Annotated in this window: 22 protein-coding genes; 17 read left to right on the top strand and 5 right to left on the bottom strand. The window is 34.8% G+C overall.

The window, feature by feature from the left end:
* Nucleotides 1–93: 93 nt before the first annotated feature.
* The 8 genes from FFX44_RS07700 (at nucleotide 94) to FFX44_RS07665 (ending at nucleotide 8050) form a co-directional block, all read left to right on the top strand.
* A complete protein-coding gene (locus FFX44_RS07700) occupies nucleotides 94–843 on the top strand; it encodes a CPBP family intramembrane glutamic endopeptidase (RefSeq protein WP_289979500.1) in 750 nt (249 codons plus the stop codon).
* 262 nt (nucleotides 844–1105) lie between these two features.
* A complete protein-coding gene (locus FFX44_RS07695; RefSeq protein WP_289979499.1) occupies nucleotides 1106–2194 on the top strand; it encodes an ABC transporter substrate-binding protein in 1089 nt (362 codons plus the stop codon).
* A gap of 3 nt (nucleotides 2195–2197) precedes the next feature.
* Nucleotides 2198–3022, top strand: a complete 825-nt coding sequence (locus FFX44_RS07690; RefSeq protein WP_289979495.1) for an ABC transporter permease subunit — start codon at nucleotides 2198–2200, stop codon at nucleotides 3020–3022.
* Nucleotides 3023–3024: 2 nt separating this feature from the next.
* Nucleotides 3025–3843: an ABC transporter permease subunit gene (locus tag FFX44_RS07685; protein ID WP_289979493.1), complete on the top strand. Its 819-nt coding sequence runs from the start codon at nucleotides 3025–3027 to the stop codon at nucleotides 3841–3843.
* Nucleotides 3840–4862 (top strand): ABC transporter ATP-binding protein, encoded by a 1023-nt coding sequence (locus FFX44_RS07680; protein ID WP_289979491.1) that lies wholly within the window; start codon nucleotides 3840–3842, stop codon nucleotides 4860–4862. The genes FFX44_RS07685 and FFX44_RS07680 overlap by 4 nt, the downstream gene beginning before the upstream one ends.
* A gap of 1 nt (nucleotide 4863) precedes the next feature.
* Complete coding sequence (hisJ, locus tag FFX44_RS07675) at nucleotides 4864–5736, top strand: histidinol-phosphatase HisJ (RefSeq protein WP_289979489.1); 873 nt, start codon at nucleotides 4864–4866, stop codon at nucleotides 5734–5736.
* Nucleotides 5737–5747: 11 nt separating this feature from the next.
* Nucleotides 5748–6602 (top strand): metallophosphoesterase family protein, encoded by an 855-nt coding sequence (locus tag FFX44_RS07670; protein WP_289979487.1) that lies wholly within the window; start codon nucleotides 5748–5750, stop codon nucleotides 6600–6602.
* Between the two features lie 293 nt (nucleotides 6603–6895).
* Nucleotides 6896–8050, top strand: a complete 1155-nt coding sequence (locus tag FFX44_RS07665; RefSeq protein ID WP_289979486.1) for a hypothetical protein — start codon at nucleotides 6896–6898, stop codon at nucleotides 8048–8050.
* 23 nt (nucleotides 8051–8073) lie between these two features.
* Here the strand turns inward: FFX44_RS07665 and FFX44_RS07660 are convergent, their stop codons facing one another.
* The gene (locus FFX44_RS07660; RefSeq protein WP_289979485.1) at nucleotides 8074–9000 is read right to left on the bottom strand and encodes a LysR family transcriptional regulator; all 927 of its coding nucleotides are present in this window, start codon (nucleotides 8998–9000) and stop codon (nucleotides 8074–8076) included.
* A gap of 118 nt (nucleotides 9001–9118) precedes the next feature.
* Between FFX44_RS07660 and FFX44_RS07655 the strand changes: the two genes are divergently transcribed.
* The 4 genes from FFX44_RS07655 to FFX44_RS07640 all read left to right on the top strand — a co-directional run bounded on the left by FFX44_RS07655 (nucleotide 9119) and on the right by FFX44_RS07640 (nucleotide 12148).
* On the top strand, nucleotides 9119–10282 hold the full coding sequence (locus FFX44_RS07655) for a cobalamin-independent methionine synthase II family protein (protein ID WP_289979484.1): 1164 nt from the start codon (nucleotides 9119–9121) through the stop codon (nucleotides 10280–10282).
* Between the two features lie 110 nt (nucleotides 10283–10392).
* Complete coding sequence (locus FFX44_RS07650) at nucleotides 10393–10923, top strand: (d)CMP kinase (RefSeq protein WP_289979480.1); 531 nt, start codon at nucleotides 10393–10395, stop codon at nucleotides 10921–10923.
* 25 nt (nucleotides 10924–10948) lie between these two features.
* On the top strand, nucleotides 10949–11230 hold the full coding sequence (locus FFX44_RS07645) for an HIT family protein (RefSeq protein ID WP_289979479.1): 282 nt from the start codon (nucleotides 10949–10951) through the stop codon (nucleotides 11228–11230).
* Nucleotides 11231–11494: 264 nt separating this feature from the next.
* Nucleotides 11495–12148, top strand: coding sequence for a type 1 glutamine amidotransferase (locus tag FFX44_RS07640; RefSeq protein ID WP_289979478.1), 654 nt, complete (start codon nucleotides 11495–11497; stop codon nucleotides 12146–12148).
* A gap of 88 nt (nucleotides 12149–12236) precedes the next feature.
* On the opposite strand, the gene FFX44_RS07635 is transcribed toward FFX44_RS07640, so the two are convergent.
* The gene (locus FFX44_RS07635) at nucleotides 12237–13010 is read right to left on the bottom strand and encodes a hypothetical protein (protein WP_289979477.1); all 774 of its coding nucleotides are present in this window, start codon (nucleotides 13008–13010) and stop codon (nucleotides 12237–12239) included.
* 261 nt (nucleotides 13011–13271) lie between these two features.
* Between FFX44_RS07635 and FFX44_RS07630 the strand changes: the two genes are divergently transcribed.
* The 3 genes from FFX44_RS07630 to FFX44_RS07620 are packed head-to-tail and all read left to right on the top strand — an operon-like array spanning nucleotide 13272 to nucleotide 14781.
* The gene (locus FFX44_RS07630; RefSeq protein WP_289979476.1) at nucleotides 13272–13577 is read left to right on the top strand and encodes a hypothetical protein; all 306 of its coding nucleotides are present in this window, start codon (nucleotides 13272–13274) and stop codon (nucleotides 13575–13577) included.
* Nucleotides 13578–13626: 49 nt separating this feature from the next.
* Nucleotides 13627–14592: a S66 peptidase family protein gene (locus FFX44_RS07625; protein ID WP_289979840.1), complete on the top strand. Its 966-nt coding sequence runs from the start codon at nucleotides 13627–13629 to the stop codon at nucleotides 14590–14592.
* A 24-nt stretch (nucleotides 14593–14616) separates the two neighbouring features.
* Nucleotides 14617–14781: a hypothetical protein gene (locus FFX44_RS07620; protein ID WP_289979473.1), complete on the top strand. Its 165-nt coding sequence runs from the start codon at nucleotides 14617–14619 to the stop codon at nucleotides 14779–14781.
* A gap of 211 nt (nucleotides 14782–14992) precedes the next feature.
* Here FFX44_RS07620 and FFX44_RS07615 read toward each other — a convergent pair whose 3' ends face one another.
* From FFX44_RS07615 to rpmG, 3 genes are all read right to left on the bottom strand, one after another.
* Nucleotides 14993–16150, bottom strand: a complete 1158-nt coding sequence (locus FFX44_RS07615; RefSeq protein WP_289979470.1) for a DUF998 domain-containing protein — start codon at nucleotides 16148–16150, stop codon at nucleotides 14993–14995.
* Between the two features lie 181 nt (nucleotides 16151–16331).
* A complete protein-coding gene (locus FFX44_RS07610; RefSeq protein WP_289979467.1) occupies nucleotides 16332–16454 on the bottom strand; it encodes a putative metal homeostasis protein in 123 nt (40 codons plus the stop codon).
* Nucleotides 16455–16465: 11 nt separating this feature from the next.
* Nucleotides 16466–16618 (bottom strand): 50S ribosomal protein L33, encoded by a 153-nt coding sequence (gene rpmG / locus FFX44_RS07605; protein ID WP_289979464.1) that lies wholly within the window; start codon nucleotides 16616–16618, stop codon nucleotides 16466–16468.
* A gap of 228 nt (nucleotides 16619–16846) precedes the next feature.
* Here rpmG and FFX44_RS07600 point away from each other — a divergent pair, with 228 nt between their 5' ends.
* Both FFX44_RS07600 and FFX44_RS07595 read left to right on the top strand, forming a co-directional pair.
* A complete protein-coding gene (locus FFX44_RS07600; protein WP_289979461.1) occupies nucleotides 16847–17464 on the top strand; it encodes a restriction endonuclease subunit S in 618 nt (205 codons plus the stop codon).
* Nucleotides 17464–20661, top strand: a complete 3198-nt coding sequence (locus FFX44_RS07595; protein ID WP_289979458.1) for an HsdR family type I site-specific deoxyribonuclease — start codon at nucleotides 17464–17466, stop codon at nucleotides 20659–20661. Before FFX44_RS07600 ends, FFX44_RS07595 begins: the two co-directional genes overlap by 1 nt.
* Nucleotides 20662–20684 lie beyond the last annotated feature (23 nt).

Here is a 20684-nt window from a genome sequence, read left to right as displayed (position 1 = left end):
TTTGTTTTGGTATGGAAGAAGCTCTCTAGAGAATTTTAATGTATAATAAGATGATTAGTTTTACATATAATTTCCTCAAAGGAGAGAAGAAGAATGAATTTAAGAGCTATGAAGACGACCGTTGGTATCTGGCTATGCTTGATAGGTGTATTTGCAATAATTCATTTTGCATATTTGTTTGCAGGAATTGAATCAGACAATCGGGTTATTGTAGATGATGCACTACTAACCTTATTGGTCTTACTTCTAAATAAGAAGTACCTTCAGCTCAAGTTACACCACCAAATAGATCTCTCACTTAATGAATTATTGCGAATCAATAGTTTACCAATATTCTTTTATTGTGTTTATATTGCATCTTGGTTTATGAATTTGCAAAATCTCAGTTTGATGCGAATTGCGGATACAATATTATTGGCGCTAGCAGCAGCTGTATTTGAAGAAACATTTTTTCGTGGCATATTGATGAATAACATACTACAGCACAGCCCGCGTAATCCTAACAGTTATTTGAGTGTAATCTTGGTCAGCAGTGTCTTATTTGGATTGACACACATGATTAATCTTTTTGGTCAGTCCTTTTCGGCAACGCTATTACAAGTGATTAATGCGTTTGCGATTGGCGTAATGCTTGCTGCAATCTATCTAAGAACAGGAAGCTTGAAGTGGACTATTTTATATCATTTTATGCTGGATTTTACAGGCATACTCGCCAGTGGAACTGTGATAATAGCAACGCCAACATTACAAAAATGGGTTGCAGTTTTAGTCGTAGATCTATTGTACATATCCGCAGGGATGATTTTAATCAGAAAATCACAGGAAAAAAAGCTGAAATTTTGAACTAAATAAGTGAAGCGATAAAGTAGGCATCGTATTCGATTAAGGTAGAAAAACACTTAATTGAATGCGATGTTTTTTATTGACTGTCAGCAACTTAACAACTATAAATTATAAAAATAAATTGTTTTAATATAATACAAAAAGGTTACGAAACAAATGCAGAACTATTACACATTAAATACTTATTCATAACATTAATTATGTATACTTCTTGGAGTGCTTAGGGTAAGAGAGCATAAAAAAGTTTTGGAGGCTATTTTTGATGAAAAAGCGAAATAAATACTTGGTAACTTTAGCAGCACTTTTTGTAATGGGAACATTAGGTGCCTGCTCAAATAGCAATGGTGCAAGTGCTACTTCAGACAGTTGGAATACAATTGTCAAGCAAGCAAAAAAAGAAGGCAAGGTCGTTTCTGTAGGTATGCCAGACACTTGGGCAAATTGGATAGGAACTTGGAATGATATTAAGTCAAAATTTGGAATCTCACACACAGATACAGATATGTCTAGTGCACAGGAATTGCAAAAATTTAAATCAGCAGGAAAGTCTTCTAGTGCACCTGATATAGGCGATATTGGTCTGAATGTTGCACCCACTGCAAAAAAGGAGAATCTTTTAGCTGCATACAAGACGAAGTACTGGAAGGAAATTCCATCATGGGCAAAGGATAAAGATGGCTACTATTCAGCTGGATACACTGGGTCAATCGTCTTCATTACAGATACAAAAAATGTTAATTCTTCAGAAGCACCAACTTCTTGGAAACAACTAGCTTCAGGAAAGTACAAGGTTGCAATTGGTGATGTTTCCACTGCAGCACAAGCCCAATATTCTGTTTTAGCTGCTGCATTTGCAAATGGTGGTAGTGAAAAGAATATTAATCCAGGACTTAATTATTTTGCAAAACTTCAAAAAGAAAATCGCTTATCAACAGTGGATACAACAATTGAAAACTTGCAAAAAGGTGAGATTCAAGTTGCTGTAATGTGGGACTTTAATGCATTAAATTACGCACATCAGATTAATTCTAAACGCTATAAAATTACTGTTCCTACGGATGGAACAGTCGAAAGTGGATATGCTGAAGTTATTAATAAAAATGCAGCTCATCCTTATGCAGCAAAACTTGCTAGATCTTATATTTTATCAGATGCAGGTCAGATTAATTTAGCTAAGGGATATGCACGACCAATTCGCAAGAATGTAAAATTACCAGCAGCTGTAAAAGCAAAATTGATTCCTGAGAGTGAATACAAAAAGGAATATCACGTAAAGAATAACAATATTTGGAACAAGGAAACATTGAAGTTAGGCCAGGAATGGAAGAATAAAGTAACAGGAGCAAACTAAAATATGTCAACACGATTAAAAATATTTTTACCATTTGGATTACTGATATTATCAGTCTTAGTAATACCTGTATGCGTAATGCTGATCTCAAGCTTACAGAATATGGATGGAGGGCTTAGCTTTTCTAACTATCATCAGATTTTTTTCTCCCGTTATTATCGTGGAGCAATTTATAACAGTATCAGTATTTCGTTGATAACATCAGTAGTGTCATTAGTGGTATCTATGGTAGGAGCTTGGGGATTAACTAAATTGTCTCTAAGCACAAAAAATATTTTGATTACAGTCTTCAATATGTCATCAAGCTTTGCAGGTGTTCCATTAGCATTTTCTTTAATAATTTTATTTGGCAATGCAGGTGTTTTTAAGGCAATTACCAGCACCTTGCATATACATGATGCTTTGAATATCTATTCTGTTACGGGAATGACATTTGCTTATACTTTTTTTGAAATCCCCTTGGGAATTATGTTTTTCTTTCCAGTGCTGGATAGTTTGAGTAAGGAATGGTTTGAAGTATCTGATGTTTTAGGAGCTTCTAAAACGTTTCTTATTGGTAAAGTAATTTTTCCAATTATACTTCCGAATATCGTGGAAGTCTTTGTTTTACTTTTTGCTAATGCGATGGGAACGTATGAAACAGCCTATGCTTTGATGGGGAACAACTTGGTTTCAATTCCGACAGTCATTGGCTCATTGATTAATGGCGAATTGATAGCCAATGTACCATTAGCTTGCGCCTTTGCGACACTCTTTACTGTTATTATGACGATAATAGTATGGTTGGGCAATAGAGTTACAAATATCAAAGGGAGGAGAATCAGCTGAAAATGGAAAAGCATATCGATAGAATAATTGCAAAGATAGTAATCACACTGATTTCAATCTATCTAGCTGCACCAATTGTAGCGACAATTATGTATTCCTTTGCTAAATCATGGGTAAATACGATTCTTCCAGACGGATGGACTTTCGAATGGTACCTGCAGCTCATCACTAATTCAGATTTCTTATCTGCTTTAGCAAGATCAATAATTCTTGGGTTTGTAACAACTATCATTGCAATGTGTTGCTTTTTGCCTGTTGTATTCTATGCCAATGTGTATGATGAGAGTATCAAGGCAAAATTGAGGTTTATTACTGTTCTTCCGTTTACAATTCCAGGGATTGTTCTAGTCACTGGGTTAGTGAGAGTCTACGCTAATCTGCCAGTTCCGCAGATGTTAGTACTTTTACTAGCAATTTCACTGCTGAGTCTGCCTGTGACCTACCAGGCACTTGATAATGCATTTATTGCCCATGACTTTCGAGCAATGTTCGAACAGGCATTAATTCTGGGTGATTCACCAATAAAAGCATTTGTGAAGGTTGTGATACCTAATATTCGTGTTGGAATGTTTATTGCAATGTTATTAACATTTACAAATGCTTTTGGCGAATATGTGCTAACCAATATAATTTTAGGTGGAAATTATGAAACGCTTAAGATTTATATGTATCGTTTAATGCAGAGTAATGGTCAGGCAAGTAGCGTTTTGACAACAGTTTACTTCTTCTTTCTAGCAATAATTTCAATAATCATGATTGCTATCATGAAGTGGCAAGGCAGTAAAAAAGCAGAAGAAGTGGAGGATACAAAAAAATTATGAGTTCTATTTCATTAGAGGTGAAGGACCTAGCCATTAATTTATCTGGTAATCAGGTAATTAAAGATATGAATTTTAAAATTAAAAAAAATACATTGACAACATTTCTCGGCCCGAGCGGTAGTGGGAAGACAACGGTACTCAGAGCAATTGCTGGGCTAAATCAAAAAATAGCAGGAAAGATTCTGCTGGATGACACTGAAATTCAGAATTTAGCTGCTAATCAAAGAAATATTGGAATGATTTTTCAATCATATGCATTATTTCCTAATCTATCAGTCTTTGAAAATGTTGCCTATGGTCTAAGAGTCAGGAAGGAACCAAAGGCAACAATCAAGGAAAAAGTTGATGCAATACTTAAAACAGTTAATCTGCAAGATAAGGAACAAAGTTATCCTGAGAATCTTTCTGGGGGGCAAAAACAACGTGTTGCAATTGCAAGAGCGATGGTTTTAGAGCCAAAAATTTTATTATTAGATGAGCCTCTGAGTGCTTTAGATGCGAAAATTCGGATAGAACTTCGTAATCAAATTAGGGAGTATCAACAAAGACTTGGAATTACTATGTTGTTTGTTACACATGATCAAGCTGAGGCAATGGCAATTTCTGATGAAATCATTGTGATGGATAATGGAAAGGTGCAGCAACAAGGTTCGCCACTAGAAATCTATACGCATCCGCAGAATATTTTTATTGCTAAGTTTATTGGTAATCATAATATCCTTGATGCAGCTCAACTGCGCAGCCTTGGGGTAGAACTTGCTGAAAATGACAAGAGCAATTTCATTATTAGACCAGAACTTTTCCAAATCAGTATAACTGGTGACAGCAGCGATTACATGGCGGTTTCTGGAAAGGTTAAGAATATATCCATACTAGGCGATCGTTTTGAATATAGATTTATTACAGAAAATGGTCTAGAGCTAAAGGTGGAATTTCTAAATCAGCAGCAAGCTTTTATGATAGAGACGGCAATAACTTTTTACGTCAAAAAAGACAACATCGAAAGGGTAGGAATTTAGGATGTTGACCTTGGAACAACTAAGAGAAATTCCGCGAAATAGTTGGAGTGGGCATAATCATACGGAATTTTGTTCACATGGAAGCGGCGAAGATGTTGAATTATATATTCAAAAGGCAATCACTGAAGGCTTTAAAACTTATTCAATTACTGAACATTTCCCATTACCACAAGAATTTTATGAAAAAGCAAATGGATCTGCACATGCAATATATACAGCTGCCATGCGAATTAATGAATTGCCAAAATATTTTACCAAAATGCAGGATATTAAGCTGAAATATCAAGACAAAATCAGGATATTAATTGGATTTGAAATAGATTATATTGCTGAATTTCAGAAGTGGACGCAACAGCAGCTGCTAAAGTATGCTGATCAAATTGATGATGCAATCTTGTCTGTTCATTTTCTGCCAACAAAAGGTGGCTTGAGCGCAGTTGATGACAGTTTGATTGACTTCAAAAATGGAGTATTAGCTGAGTATAAGACGCCAGTGAACGTTGCTAAAGTATATTTAGCTACGATGATGGAAGCTGTATTATGGAACACACAATACAAGCCTAAAAGATATGGTCATATTATGTTGTACCGTAAATGGAGAAATGAGTTTCCTAACAGTGCAATTTGGGAAGATGAAGAAGTACAGGATAAATTAGCTGGGATTTTATACATGATTGCTAGTAGAAAAGAATTTCTTGATTGTAATTTTTCTGGCCTTTTTAGGAGTACACAGACAGAACCTAGTCCAAATTATAGTTGGATACGAGAGGCGCAAGAAAAGCAAATACCTTTAGTTTATGGTGCAGATGCGCACAAGGTAGTAAGTGTTTCTGCCGGATTCAACACATATTTGGAAAATAAATATTATTTGTAGGAGATGTAGCCATGAGCTTGGAAATTACAGGTAATCGAAATTTTCGAATTTGTCAATTGACAGATATTCATTTGGGTGAGTATCCCTTCAATAGTGCAAGCAGTGATACTATTCAACAAATTGAACAATTGCTAAAAGAATACAATTTTGATTTAGTTATGATTACTGGTGACCTTATTTGGGGTAAATCGGTTGATGAGCCTGACAAGGTGCTAGGTGAACTGTATCGGATGTTGAATAAGTACGATGTTCCTGTTGCGGTAACCTATGGGAATCATGATAGTGAGGGGCAACATTCGAGAGCAGAGTTACGCGAATATGAACAACTTCTTACACATAGAGCACCAAAGAAAAATAGTATGATTGTTAATGATCGTGAAAGCTATACTTTAGAAGTTTATCGAAACAATAACTTGAGTAATGTGCTATATGTGTGGGATAGTGGTGATTATTTGGGAGAGGAACCAGATGGTTATGCTGCAATCGAACCCGAGCAAATTGAATGGTTTTGGCATTTACCTTATGAGAAAGGTAAAAATCAGCAAGATATCGTATTTATGCATATCCCTCTTCCCGAATATAATTTGGTAGAATCATTTATAGAGGGACAAAAAAACGAAAAGATTTGCGCATCCCCTTATAATTCAGGTCTCTTCTATAGTTTAAAAAAAGCCCAAAATATTAAAGCACTTTTTGTAGGTCATGATCATGACAATAATTTTATTGCTAATTATAAGGGAATCAAACTTGGTTATGGCAATGTAACTGGATACAATACTTATGGTTCACTGAGACGAGGAGCTAGGGTGATTGAATTAACACCTACAGATATAAAAACGCAAATTATTAATTTTACAGAGAAATAATGGATAAGATATGCAGTATTAAGAGACAGCTAAGGGTGGAAAGAGTGTGACATAGGCAGAAAATTTTGGTTTTGGAACACGTTTATCCGGAATAAATAAAGAGGCAAGATCAAAATTTAACTTTTGATTGTGTCTCTTTTTACTTTGCTTATTTGTATGAAATTTATTTTTGTACAAAAAATTTTTGAAGGAATCTGACGGATAGTTGTATAATAGTACGCAAGGAAACTAGTGTTGATAATAGTTAATTTTTAGGAACTATGTGAACTGATTAAGGTCGGAGGGATCAGCTGTTGTTTAAAAAAATTGGAATAGGAATCCTTATAATTACTAGTGTAATTTTTATATACTTGAATCTAAGCAAGAAGACAACGATAACTGTTAACTTTGTAGATGAGAACGGAACAAAATTGTTAGTAAATGCAAGAAAGTATTATGGTGTTCCGTATACATTATTGAGCAGTAAACAACTTGAAGAAAAGGTTCTAGGTTATAAATCAACTAGGTCTTTTATATTTTTCAATAATAAAAATCGAAAAATGACGTTGAAATTCAAATCAAAAAATTATAAGCAGGAGATCAACAATTTTAATAAAGCAAAATATGTTGCAGCAACCTTTCAACCAATGACAGTTACAGCCAAGAATGGATTTCAAGGTGATCCCTATAATACTGCCCGAACCTACGATGGAAAGGCAACAGGAAAGGACAGCCTGAGGCTAATTTATTCGAAGGATGGAATTAAGTGGAAGAAATTACATGTTAGCTATCCGCGATTAAATGTCCGTGATCCAAGTATTGTTAAGATAGATAGCTATTGGTATATTGTCTATACTAAAGGAATAGTGCGGACTAAAAATTTTAAGCATTGGGAAAAAATAAAATGGCCGCATTCAAAAATTTTTGTTAATCACTTTGAGTGGGCTCCCGAATTTTTTAAAGACGCTAAAGGAAGCTATCATATAATTATGGCTGGAAGGTCCACAGCCACCGGCAATTTTCAGCTTTATGTATCTGATTTTAATAAAAAAACAGGTCATATTCTAAATAATTGGCAAAGTATAACTGGGAATAATCTGCCTAATAACATGATTGATGGAAATCTGACATATCATGATGGAAAATATATTCTCTTTTATAAGAATGAAGATGTTACGACAAATAAATTAACAAGGGCCACTTCTAATAATTATTTGGGACCATATAAATCAGAGACACTAAATGTGAATTTAACAGGGTATGATGGCTCTGAAGGACTAGAAGCAATTTTTAGTGGCAATACTACAAGGCTTTATGTGGATACCTATAAATTTACTAAAAATGGACAGACTATCTATAACGGCATTCACTATACGAAGGAAATAGGACAAGACAATACATGGGCCAAATTAAAGCCAATAAAGGCACCGTTTATTGTGCGCCATTTTGGAATCTTAAGAATTAAGTAGGAATGGGCGTGTACAACTTATATCTATTCTCCAATAATTTCAAAACCATATCCGCGAATATGCTGCTTTAATAAATCTAAATAATTTTTAGCTGTATCACTGAGTTCAATTTTTTTGTTTTTAAGATATCCAAGAGTCATTCTGTCGGGTACATCTAGCGGAATTGCGACAATCTTTTCATCATTGAGCTCACTACTGATGATTCCGGAACTGATTGTATATCCGTTGAGTCCAACCATCAGATTAAAAATCGTTGCACGATCACTGATTTGAATCCATTTTCTATGCTGCAATGTGCTAAGAATTTCTTCGGAGAAATAAAATGAGTTGGTATCACCTTGCTCATAGGAAAGATACGTGTAGTCTTCAAGATCAGTAAGTGTGATCCTTTTTTTATTAGTTAACGGATTGTCGCGTCCAACGAATACATGGGGATGAGCAATGAATAATGGAATAAATTCAAGACTTTTTTCAGAAATTAGTCGCATTAGAACTGTCTTGTTGAAATTATTCAGATAGATTACACCAAGCTCGCTTCTGAAAGTTTGAATATCATTTAAAACATTCTCTGTTTGTGTTTCGCGAAGTGTAAAGTTATACTCATCTTCTCCAAGCTTTTTAACTAGTTCAACAAATGCATGCACAACAAATGCATAGTGCTGACCAGAAACACTGAAGACTTGTTTACGAACGGCTTCCTTACCAAAACGTTCATTTAGTAAGTTGACCTGATCTAAGACACTACGTGAATAGTTGATGAATTCGCGCCCTTCAGCAGTCAATGTGATGCCCAGCTTACTACGATAAAAAAGTTGAATTTTATATTCTTTTTCGAGTTCCTTCATTGCTTGTGAGAGTGAAGGCTGGCTGATGAAGAGCAGTTTAGCTGCCTCATTCATTGATCCTGTCTCAGCAATTTTCTCAAGATAATGTAGTTGTTGGATTCTCATGGAGTTCCTCCTCTATTATAGGTAATACCTATTATATCATTAAATAAACAAGTATTATCTAACACTGAATATCTTTGTTACACTGTACTCAACAGAAAGAAAGCAGGAGGAATAAAAAATGACAGTTGATAAGTTTCAATTAGTTGGTTCACTACTACGTACACCAGAATTACTTGCATATAAGAATAAAATCGAACATCGGGATGATATAAAGTATCCATTTTATAATGATTTCCCAGGTTATAAAGAAACAGAATCTAAGGCAATCAGCAAAATTATCCAGTCTCAAATTGAACATAATTTGAGTGTGATTACTGACGGAGAATATTCAAAATCAATGTGGCATCTTGACTTTCTGTGGGGATTCAAAGGAATTGAACGATATATTGCCGATCATGGTTACACGTTTAAGGATCATGATGACAGTATTTTTGAGACCCGTAAAGACATTGGCATCAAGATTACTGGACCTTTATCTGGTAAAAATCATCATTTTATTGATATTTTCAAAGAAATCAAGGAACAAGCACAGGGAAGAACAGTTAAGACTACTGTCTGGGGAGCAGCACATGCAGTTACTGAATTAACAGTCTTTGATGGGCTCTTTGGGGAGAACCAAGTTTATAAAACAAAAGATGAGTTAAAAGATGGGGTAATTAAGGCCTACAAGGAATTTCTAGCTGATTATAAAGAGGCTGGAGGAGAGATTGTCCAATTTGATGATTGCTTGTGGGAACTTTTTGCTGATGATAATGAAAGTAGTTTTTTCACTGATGGGACACAAGGACTAGAGGACTTAGCAGACGAATTTGTTGCAATCAATAATACGGTTGTTGATTACGGTCACAAGTTAGGCTTGAAAATCTGGACACATAATTGTCGTGGTAACTATGAGAGTCGCCATGCTGCGGGTGGTTCCTATAAGGCGATTGCTGAGAAGTTCTTACGTGATCAACATTATGACCGTTTCTTCTTAGAATGGGATGATGATCGTGCAGGGGATATTTCAGCACTTGAAGTCTTGCGTAACAAACCGAATGTTGAGGTCGTTTTAGGATTACTTTCAAGTAAAACTAATACGTTGGATGATGAGAAGCGTGTCTACCGTTTATTGGATAAAGCTAGTCAAATTATCCCTAAGGAGCGTCTATTTATTTCACATCAATGTGGTTTTGCATCATGCGACTCAGGTAATGAGCTGACGATTTCACAACAATGGGCCAAGATTACACAAGGTCAAGAAATTGCTAAGAATTTTTGGAGTACAGCAGCGGTCGATTAAACGTAATAAAAAGGGCAGGAACTCAACCAATTTTTGGAGGGTTCTTGTTTTTTGTTGTAGATAAAGAAATAGATTATAATATAAAAATATACATGCGAAAGGAGGAACTGATGAAAATAATAATTATTGGAAATTGCGGCAGTGGTAAGTCCACCTTGGCTAAGCAGATTGCGACACAGCTGGATTATCCGTTATTGCAGCTTGATAGTTTATGGCATCAAACAAATTACTCAGCTGATGCGAAAAAATGGTTTATCCAAAAACAAATTAATTTTATGCAACAAAATAATTGGATTATAGAGGGAAATTATCAATCAACAATGAATTTACGCCTTCGACAAGCAGACACCATTATATGGTTGAAGATAAATAAGTTTAGAGCTATCTGGCGAATTATCAAACGTTCAATATTATTTAGGATAAATAATAAAACGCGGCCAGAAATGCCAAACCAATTCAGTGAACATTTTGATTACGAATATTGGAAGTTCTTGAAGTTTGTCCTCTCCTATGATGAGAAAAAGGTTTTTGAATTAATTAAAGCTAATAGAACCAATCAAAGCGACCTAGTGATCGTTAAAAAGCAAGCAGATAAGGAAAAAATTGTGAATTTAATAAAAATTGAGGATGAAGTCGTCTGAATATCATAGGGAGATGAAGAAAAAAATGAGAAGTTTATCTTGTGTTTTTTGCCAGTGGGAACAGCTAGCAATTATTTTAGAAAATGATTTGGCGGTTGGATTCAAGGATACCCACCCCGTAAGTAAGGGACACCTTTTAATTATTCCTAAGCAACATCGGACAAACTATTTTGATTTAAGTGAAGAGGAATTATTGGCAATAAATAAGTTAATACATAGCGGGAAAGAATTATTGGATCATCAATTTGCGCCTGATGGTTACAATATCGGTGTTAATGTTGGTAAGTATGGAGGTCAGGGAGTGTGATATAAGTTGGGAAAATTTGAGTACTAACTCGAAATTACGAACATAGCGAGTACTTTGCTATGAGTAATTCGAAGTTAGACGGAGGATTTTGACTTATGAAACACGTTTATATGGAATAAATAGAGGTTACATCAAACTTTAACTTTTGGCTTAGCCCCAAGGTATATTGGAGATGATCTTCATCCTGCTGGGGGGATTAGAAAGCTATTGCCAAAAGGGCAAGAAAAATGATGTGGTTAGTAAGACCAGAAAGGAGAATTAACTGTGGGAAAATATATTTTACAGCATGTTCCATTTGAAAAGCCGGGTATTTTAGAGCAACTAAATGCAAAAATAATTAAGATGTACGAGGGAGACTATTCGCTTCCGAAGGCGGCAGATGTTGAACTATTGATTATTTTAGGTGGACCGATGGGAGTCCATGATAACTATGACTGGCTTATTGCCGAGAAAAAGTTAATTGCGGAAGTTATTGTTTTGCAAAAGCCAATCTTAGGGATTTGTTTAGGTGCACAACTAATTGCACAGGTCCTAGGAGCGAATGTGTACCCAAATAAAAATGGAAAAGAAGTTGGGTTTAAAGAAGTTAAGAAACAAGTGAATGATTATTCTTTTTTACCAACGGAACTGGAAGTGCTTCATTGGCATGGTGATACTTTTGATTTACCAGATAAGGCGATCAGATTATACAGTTCGGATGCTTGTCCAAATCAAGCATTCGTTTATCAGGAAAAAGTAATCGGATTACAATTTCACATGGAGACCACAGCAGCCACATTAAATGGTCTAGTTGAGTCAGATAGTCGATATATCAAAGGTAATATATTTGGCTATTCCAAGGAAGAAATCTTAAAGACTAAGATTGCAGCCCAAAATGAGTCAGTTCTGCTGAAAATGATTGAGTACATTATGAAATAAAGTGGAGGTTTTGCTGTATTTCATGTAGTTACATAGATCAAAATGATACTGTTGAGCTAAACTTTAATAAATGAATTGAAATAATTGGTTAATTTGTAGTTGCGAAAATTGTTGAGTAACTAGAAGAACTGCTTGAACCGGAAGTACTATTCTCAGAAAATGCATTATAAGCAGGACTCATATTGTAGGTTTTACCATTATTATCAGAGGTTGCCAAACTTAGGCGATTTGTCGAGTCGTCAGTAGTATCCTCAAGGCTGGAACCTGTTTGCCAGTTTTTTGTAATCCTTTTATTTGCAGGTACTAAAAGAATACTCAAATAACTGGGAATACTTTGTAAAGCTGTGCTGTGAACGTTAATTACTAGGCTATCGTCGGGATGCAGGATAACTTGTTTGAAGTAATAAACTTGTGTTTGATTCGTGTCATCTGTAGTTAGTGTTCCTTTTTTAAAATCTAAAGTATATGAATTAGCATAACCTATGTATTTTCCAGAATATTTATTATAGTGTGAATAATTAGTAATGGTTGTTGATTGTGTGACTGAGTTGACCGAACTAGCCTCGCTTTTTGAGGCTTTGGACATGCTGCTTGAACTGCTATCTTGAGTGGTTGTCTGCGATGAATTTGCAGCATAATTATTTGAGTTACGTGTAATTTGTTTTTGCGACTCGTTAAAAATTAAGATTCCTGCAAAAATAAAAATAATTCCAAGTGCAATTTCGATAATAAACGTGCGTTGTCGGATAGACCTAACTCTGAGGTAATCTTCACGCCACGCAGGATCAGTTCGGCGTTCTTTGTAAAATGTATATGTATGCTGTGAACGTGTACGTTTACTAGGATAAGTTTTAGGTTTCATAATGTTTAATATTGTCTCCTTATAGGGCGAAGAGATACTTGTTAGTTGCACAAGTTAAAATATTTGTCAGTATTTTTAAACCAACTTGGTCATTACTTAAAGAATTTCGCCATGTATAATATTATTCTAATATATAATAGTAGTTATGAATAGAGATATGCAAGAATTTGGAAACTAATGAATTCAGAGTCAGTATTTTCTGTAGTAAATATTCAACAAATTGAGAAAAATGTCAGATATAAATACAGGAGGGTCTAGTAAATGACTGATATTATATACATAGTTAAAGATTCAGATCATGGCAAAGAAGTGGAAACGTTTAATTATTTAAATGAACACAAGAAAAGTTTGGGAAAGCGAAATAGCAATCGAAATCTTTTCTTATATAAAGTTTCAAAAAAAGGAGTAATTGAGCCCACAAATCCAAAGATTCAAAAAATAGTTGATTTATTAGGCACTAAAATACTACCGCTTGCATTAACTATAAAACAAGGCAGTTTGTTCAATAATGACGAACTGGCAGCAATGTTTGATGGTGTCTCTCTTCAGCAGTCTGAAGAAAATTAGTTTAGTTGTCGGATTGATTTAGCCAATCTAATTTTAAGGAGGTAATATGATAAATATCGGTTTTTATACAAGTTCCACACCAATAACTGTTTTGTCACCTAAAAGATTTGAACGTGCTCAAAAATTTTTGAAAGAAAATGGCGTTAAATTGATACCAGGTAGTCTCATAGGAAAGATAGATGGATATCGTTCTGGCAGTATTATTGAGCGTGCACAAGAAATTAATGAACTGATTCATAATCCTGAAGTTGAGATTATCATGGCAACAATTGGGGGAACAAATACCAATGCTGTATTGCCATATATTGATTATGGGTACCTGGCAGAGCATCCTAAGACCTTTGTTGGCTATTCAGATACAACAGCGTTATTGTTAGCGGTGGCAACTAAGGTACCTCAGTGTCGAGTTTTATATGGGCCAGCTCTTGTTTCTTCCTTTGGTGAATGGACACCATTTGTTGAGAAGACATGGGATTATTTTAAAAAAGTTGTTAATTTAGAAAATGATGCGAGAATCATATTACAAGCACCTAATTATTGGACCGATGAGAAAATAAATTGGGAGAACTTTGAGCATGAAAAGACCGTAACTGTCAATAAGTGGCATTATATAAAAAAGTCAGTTTTAGAAGGGAGAATTATTGGGGGCAATCTTAACACGATGTACGGTTTGATTGCCTCTGAATATTTTCCGAACTTCACCCAGGATGATATTTTATTGATTGAAGATTCTGAAAAAGATGCTTCAATTGTTGAAAAAAATTTTGCAATGCTTAAGTTAGCCGGAATTTTTGATAACATTAAGGGGATTGTATTGGGTAAACATGCTCTTTTTGATGATGAAGGTAGTGGTAAAAAACCAATTGATATTTTACAAGAAGTGCTAGGTAGCAAACAATTACCAATTATTTATGATTACGATAGTTCACATACTGTTCCAATGATGACCACGCCACTGGGGACACATGTGAGAATTGATGCAGAAACAATGAGTGTGGAATTTATAAACTATTAAAATTAGCAATAAAGGAGAATTTTGATGACTGAAAAGATTTTTAAAACAGCAACCTACGGAACTAATCAACTAAAATTAATAACTGGGAAAGGCCCGCTTATGTCAAAGACAGTAGATGTAATGGCAAAAGTTGATGTTGATACCGGTGAAGTTAAATTTTTTGTTGACCCTAAGGATTTGCAAAGATAGAGGAATAAGTAAATTATAAAATAGGACGGATATAATCAGTCAAGTTCAGATATAAAAGTGGGATTACGAAGATAGCAGTTTACTTTGTTATGAATAACACAAAATTAGACGGGAAGTTTTGATGTAAAAGGTACATTCATATGTAATAAAGGGGTTATGCCATATAGATATTTTGGCACAACCCCATTTTTGACTATTAAGTTAAAAGTATTTATTCAAGACGAATATAACTCTGAGTGTCATCATCTATCAGACCTTCAATATAGTTGAATACCAATAATAGCCAGCCAAACGCAAGCATGAAAGAAATAATTTCAAATGCAGTTAGAGAAAAATATCCGACAATCCGAAATAGAAATTCCGAGATTACTAAGGATACACCAACGGCATATGAGAGGAGCATAAACTCTCTCGTTATTTCAGGTAATAGCCAGCGTATGCCAATGATTAAGGCTAGTACGAAGTAAATTAAGAAAAGTGCTACATGATCGTGCAGTATATGGAAAGAGGCATCATTAGGAAAGACTCCAACTAGCCCGAGATTAATGGCAACCATTGTCAATAAGATACGTAAGAGCCAGAGCTTCCAAGTGTGAGCATAGGTATTATGTAAGCTTACAAATAAATAATCAATCAGTGCCAGCATCAAGAGTGCAGAAAGGATAAGAGTTGCATTAAATTGCCATCCACTTGAAGCTTTGTTAGTCCCCAAAAAGCTGAGATTATGCTGCCACCAGTAACGGCTATTATTGACGGCCATTGAGGTTACGACCCCAATTATGATTACAAGTGTTAAGACCGTCGAGAGTAAATTGCCATTAATGATCAATGCAAAGTGAATCATGCCAAGATTGATGAGGGTGCAGAATACAAAAAGGATAATACTGGCAGTAAAGTTGTCAAACAGCACACCTTTGAATAAAACACCCAGCAGCCACATTGCACTAACGAGACTGAGTGCAAGAATTAAGGCAAAGGAGATTACAATCACTGGAAAATTACGCCAGTAGACATTTTTTGCAAACTCGTTATGTGGATTCTTACGATCAATGATGAAGAAGAAGGTAAAGAGAATTGTGCCAATAATTGCACCCAGTATGATGATAATAGTGGCTAATGAGGAGTTGCCAACCAACTTAATAGACTGGATATTTTGGCCAATACAATAAATATAGAAGCTAAGACTTGTAAACAACGCAATAATAATTGGCCAGATAAAAGAATTCTTAGCAGTAGGCAATTGATTCTCTTGGAATTGAACAATTAACTTGTTGTTGCGAATACTGAGGATGGCTTTGTCATCAGCTTTAAGATCTAGTTTTTCGCTAATATCAGCGGGAATTAATAATTGCAGATTCTTGTTTTTCATAGTGTCCTCCAATACATAAAGTACTGGAATACATTATACCAAATTTTTAAAGAGAGTATTTAATGTATAGATAGCATGATAAACATAAGAAAAGGACTGGATCAAAGGTTAAATTCTGAACCAGTCCTTCTATGAATAAAGAATAAACGCGTTTTATAAGTCAAAACTCTCTTGACTTATGTCATACTCTCTTTATTTTATTCTTGCGAAAATCATGCAGAATCTTCAATGCTCGCTTTCTTGTTTTGATATTAGGACTTTTGAGCATCCGGTAAGCTGTGGATAAATCAGTTTTAGTTGACATAACTATCTCCTTTATTTTCTAACTTCAATAAAAAGTGCACGCTGCTTAAGGCGAGGCGAGTACTTCATGAGTTTGAGAGTTTCAGGTGTATTACGCTTATTCTTACTTGTTAGATAGAGCCGTTCTCGAGTTTCTTTACATTCTAAAATAATATTTGTACGCATTATGATCACTCCTGTTATTTTTAAATAGTAATTATTACTATTTAAAAATAACATATCATCCCTTGTAAGTCAATCAAGTATAAATGACTTAGTTAGAAGAGCTAGAAGAAATTTTAAAGTTGGATTATCATAGTGAATATATTATAGTAAAAATTCTCTGCTATTTTAAACGTGGTTTCTAAAAATTACATTTTATAGTGTTGACATTTGGGATTAGTGGCAATATAATTGTTTTATATAATAATTAGTAATTATGGAAAGGCACAAAATTATATGTGGAAAATAAAAGATATGAGCAAACTCATTAGTGGTTCTCCGCAGTTTAGGATAAATGAAGTACTGGACAACACAGCACCCCTGTATACTTATTATGGACAGGCAGAATTGGAAGGTGACTTAGTAAATTTACAATTAGGTATATCTGACAGTAAGCAAATACGTACTTTAGATAAGGTGAATACAGTTAATGAAGGTGATGTAATCTTTAGTTTAATATCAGGAAAAGCGACTATTGTTAGGAATATTCATCAAGGATATTTATTTACTCAAAATTATGTGAAGTTTATTTTAAATGATGAAATAGATGCAAAGTATCTTATCTATCTATTAAATGAAGATGCGAGTATAAAGCGACAATTTAAAGTGGGATTGCAAGGATCGATGGTATTGAAATATACAATTAGACAAGTAAGAGAACTAGAGTTGCCCAAAATTATTCCAATAGAAAAGCAAAGAATTATTGGCGAGATTTATTTTAATCAATTACGATTGCAGGCTTTAAAAAAGCGAGTAGTGGCATTAGAAAGTGCAATAGTATTAGAAAAATTAAGGAGGACTAATGACTGATGAATGAGGCGAAGTTTGAGACAGACTTGATTCAATACATTACAAGTGGAACGATTGCTAAACCTAATGGTGAAAACACAACACTTAAAGAAGACACTGTAGATTATATAGTCAAAACCAAGAATTGGAAGTATGAACCACAAATCAAAAATACTGAACAATTATGGAGCAACTTTAAGCAAATTCTGGAGCGACATAATCAAAATACGTTAGAACATGAATTGAGTACTGTTGAATTTAATCAAGTTAAGAAGATTATTTCTGATATCCAGACACCATATGAAGCAGGGCAGTTCTTATATGGTTTAAATGGTGTATCACAAATTGAAATTGATTTGGATGATGGACGACATGTATTTTTAACTATATTTGACCAAAAACAAATTGGCGCAGGTGATACGGTCTATCAAGTAGTTAACCAAATTGAAAGACCTGCAGTGATTATTGGAAGACAAAAGCGACGGTTTGATACAACTCTTTTAATCAATGGATTGCCAATTATTCAAATTGAGGAGAAGCGTGACACGCATGATGTGAACGAAGCATTGAACCAAATGAATCAATATGCAGAGGAAAACCAGTATCGTGATATTTTCTCAACCCTTCAGATTCGAGTTGCAATCACGCCGAATAATGTCAAGTACATGGCCAATACGAGCCCAGATAAGTTCAACACAGACTTCGCATTTAATTGGCAGCGAAAAAGTGATAATAGTATTGTGCGTAATTGGAAGGAATTTGCAGATTCGATGCTTTCAATACCAATGGCTCATCAAATGGCGACCAATTACATGATCTTGGATGGAACTAAAAATAAGCAGATGCTTAAGGTCATGCGCCCATATCAGGTTTATGCTACACAAAAAGTTATTGAAGGGTTGAAACATGTCGATTTTGAGCTTGGCATTAACAAAATTGGGTATATCTGGCACACAACAGGTTCAGGGAAAACAATTACTTCTTTTAAAACAGCCTGGCTGGCAAGCAGAATGCCAAAAATTGATAAAGTAGTCTTTGTAGTTGACCGAATTGCCTTAACTAAGCAGACAAATGAGAATTACAAGGCATATGATCCAGATTCTACTGATAGTATTGATGGAAGTGTTCAAAATACAAGTAATACAACTGATTTAAATCGTAAACTGAAATCAAAAGATAATAGTATTATTGTAACTTCAGTTCAGAAGTTGGACACGTTAGTTAAGCGTCAATCGTTTAAAGCACCAAATAAGAATATTGTTTTCATTGTTGACGAAGCCCATCGTTCAACTGGAGGAGATTCATTCAAGCATATTCAAAAGTCTTTTAGAAAATCTGCTTGGGTTGGTTATACTGGAACACCAATGTTTGATGAAACGACGACAGGCTTGTGCACAGAAGATGTTTTTGGTCCTTTATTACATGCTTATACTATCCGAGAGGCGATTGCTGATCGTAATGTTTTAGGATTTAAAGTAGATTTTGAAACAACAATTAATGAACAAGAAATGAAGGATAAATATCTACCAGATTTTTATCGCAATCGATATCCTAAATGGACGGAGGAAAAAATTCAAGAGAAGATTATCAATTTATCACCAGATGATATGGATGACGCCGTAGAACCAAGCTTTTATGATGAAAATCCAGATCATGTTCATGAAGTCGTTAAAGACATCTTTAAGAATTGGCGCAATCGCTCAGTTGAAGGTAAGTACAATGCCTTATTGACAACTCATGTTGGTGGGGGAAAAGCCAGTATCCCTATGGCAATAATGTACTTTGAAGAATTTCAACGAGTGAATGAGCTTAATAGAAATGAAGGAAAACAAACCCTAAAAGTTGCGGTTACTTTTAGTCAGAATACATCCAATAGCAATAATATGCTTAAAACTAATAATGGACTTTTTGATGCTATAAGCAGTTATAACACTCAATTTGGTACAAACTTTGGGATGGATGATGTAGCGGGATATACACAAGATGTTACTTCACGCCTAAATAAATCAGCTAGTGATGGTAATTTTCTTGACTTAGTTATTGTTGTTGACCAACTCTTGACGGGGTTTGATGCACCAGAACTCAATACACTTTACGTTGATCGGACTTTAAAAGGTGCAGGTCTAATTCAATCATATTCACGTACAAACCGAATTGCTGATATGCAGGCAAAGCCATGGGGACGGATTGTAAATTATCGTTGGCCAGCACAAAATGAAAGGTTGATGAATCATGCGTTAGCAATTTATGCTAATAAAGATTCAGCCATTTTATCTGATGAAGAACGAAATAAGCAAAACATAAAAGATGGGATCACAGCACCTGAGTTTAAAGATGTATTTTCAGATATGAAGGAAGTTGTCACAAACCTCTCACAGCTGACAAGCGAATTTACACAGTTGCCGCCTTCAGAAAAGAAAAAAGATACAATGCTTGGTTTACTTCATGAATATAATAAAGGTATGGCTAAATTGAAACAATATAATTCTGAAGAAGTGGGTGGTGAGAATGAGGGATTTAACTACGATAATCCTGATGAATTAATAGAAGCTTTGGGGATGACACTGGAGCAAGAAGTCATGCTGACAACTGTATTGACAAATGAGTTGAAATTGATTATTTCTAAGAATAAGAAGATTCCAATTTATCAGATTGAACTGCGGATGACACACATCAAGGACGTTAAAATCGATTATGATTACTTGACGGAATTGGTTGAACGATTGTTGAACGAAGTACATGAAGGTAGGACAAAAGAAGCTAAAGAGACACAGGAAAAAATTAATCAATTCGCAAATGGTTTGGATGACCGAAATTATGCAACTAAGATTACTAATGCAGCAGTTGCAATTATCAAAGGTCACTTTCCTCCAAGTGGCTCAGATTTTACCTATCCAGCTAAATTAAAAGATAGTGAAACGATTATTGAAGCTGCTAATAATGTCAGTCTGGATAGAACTCTGCTTGATTTTCGTGTGAAGTGGGGAATCACTGAAATCATAACAAGTGTACAAATGCGTGAACTCTTTAATCGTCATCGTTTTGGCTTACAGGACTTAGATGATACCGGACAAATTCGTGATATTATCGCAAAAGCAAGTGCTGAGTATACAATGTTGGCACATGACAAGGATATCCAAAAATTTTCGAAGATTAAATATCGTAATGGATTACGCGAGGCAATTTATGAGTTAGCTGATGACTTGACCGAAAGTTAAGCAAAAGGAATAAGTTGGCAACT

Source organism: Lactobacillus sp. UCMA15818, from assembly GCF_030400225.1.
Classification (GTDB): domain Bacteria; phylum Bacillota; class Bacilli; order Lactobacillales; family Lactobacillaceae; genus Liquorilactobacillus.
The sequence above is the reverse complement of the archived record's forward strand: the minus strand, read 5'-3'. Positions and strand labels throughout refer to the sequence as shown.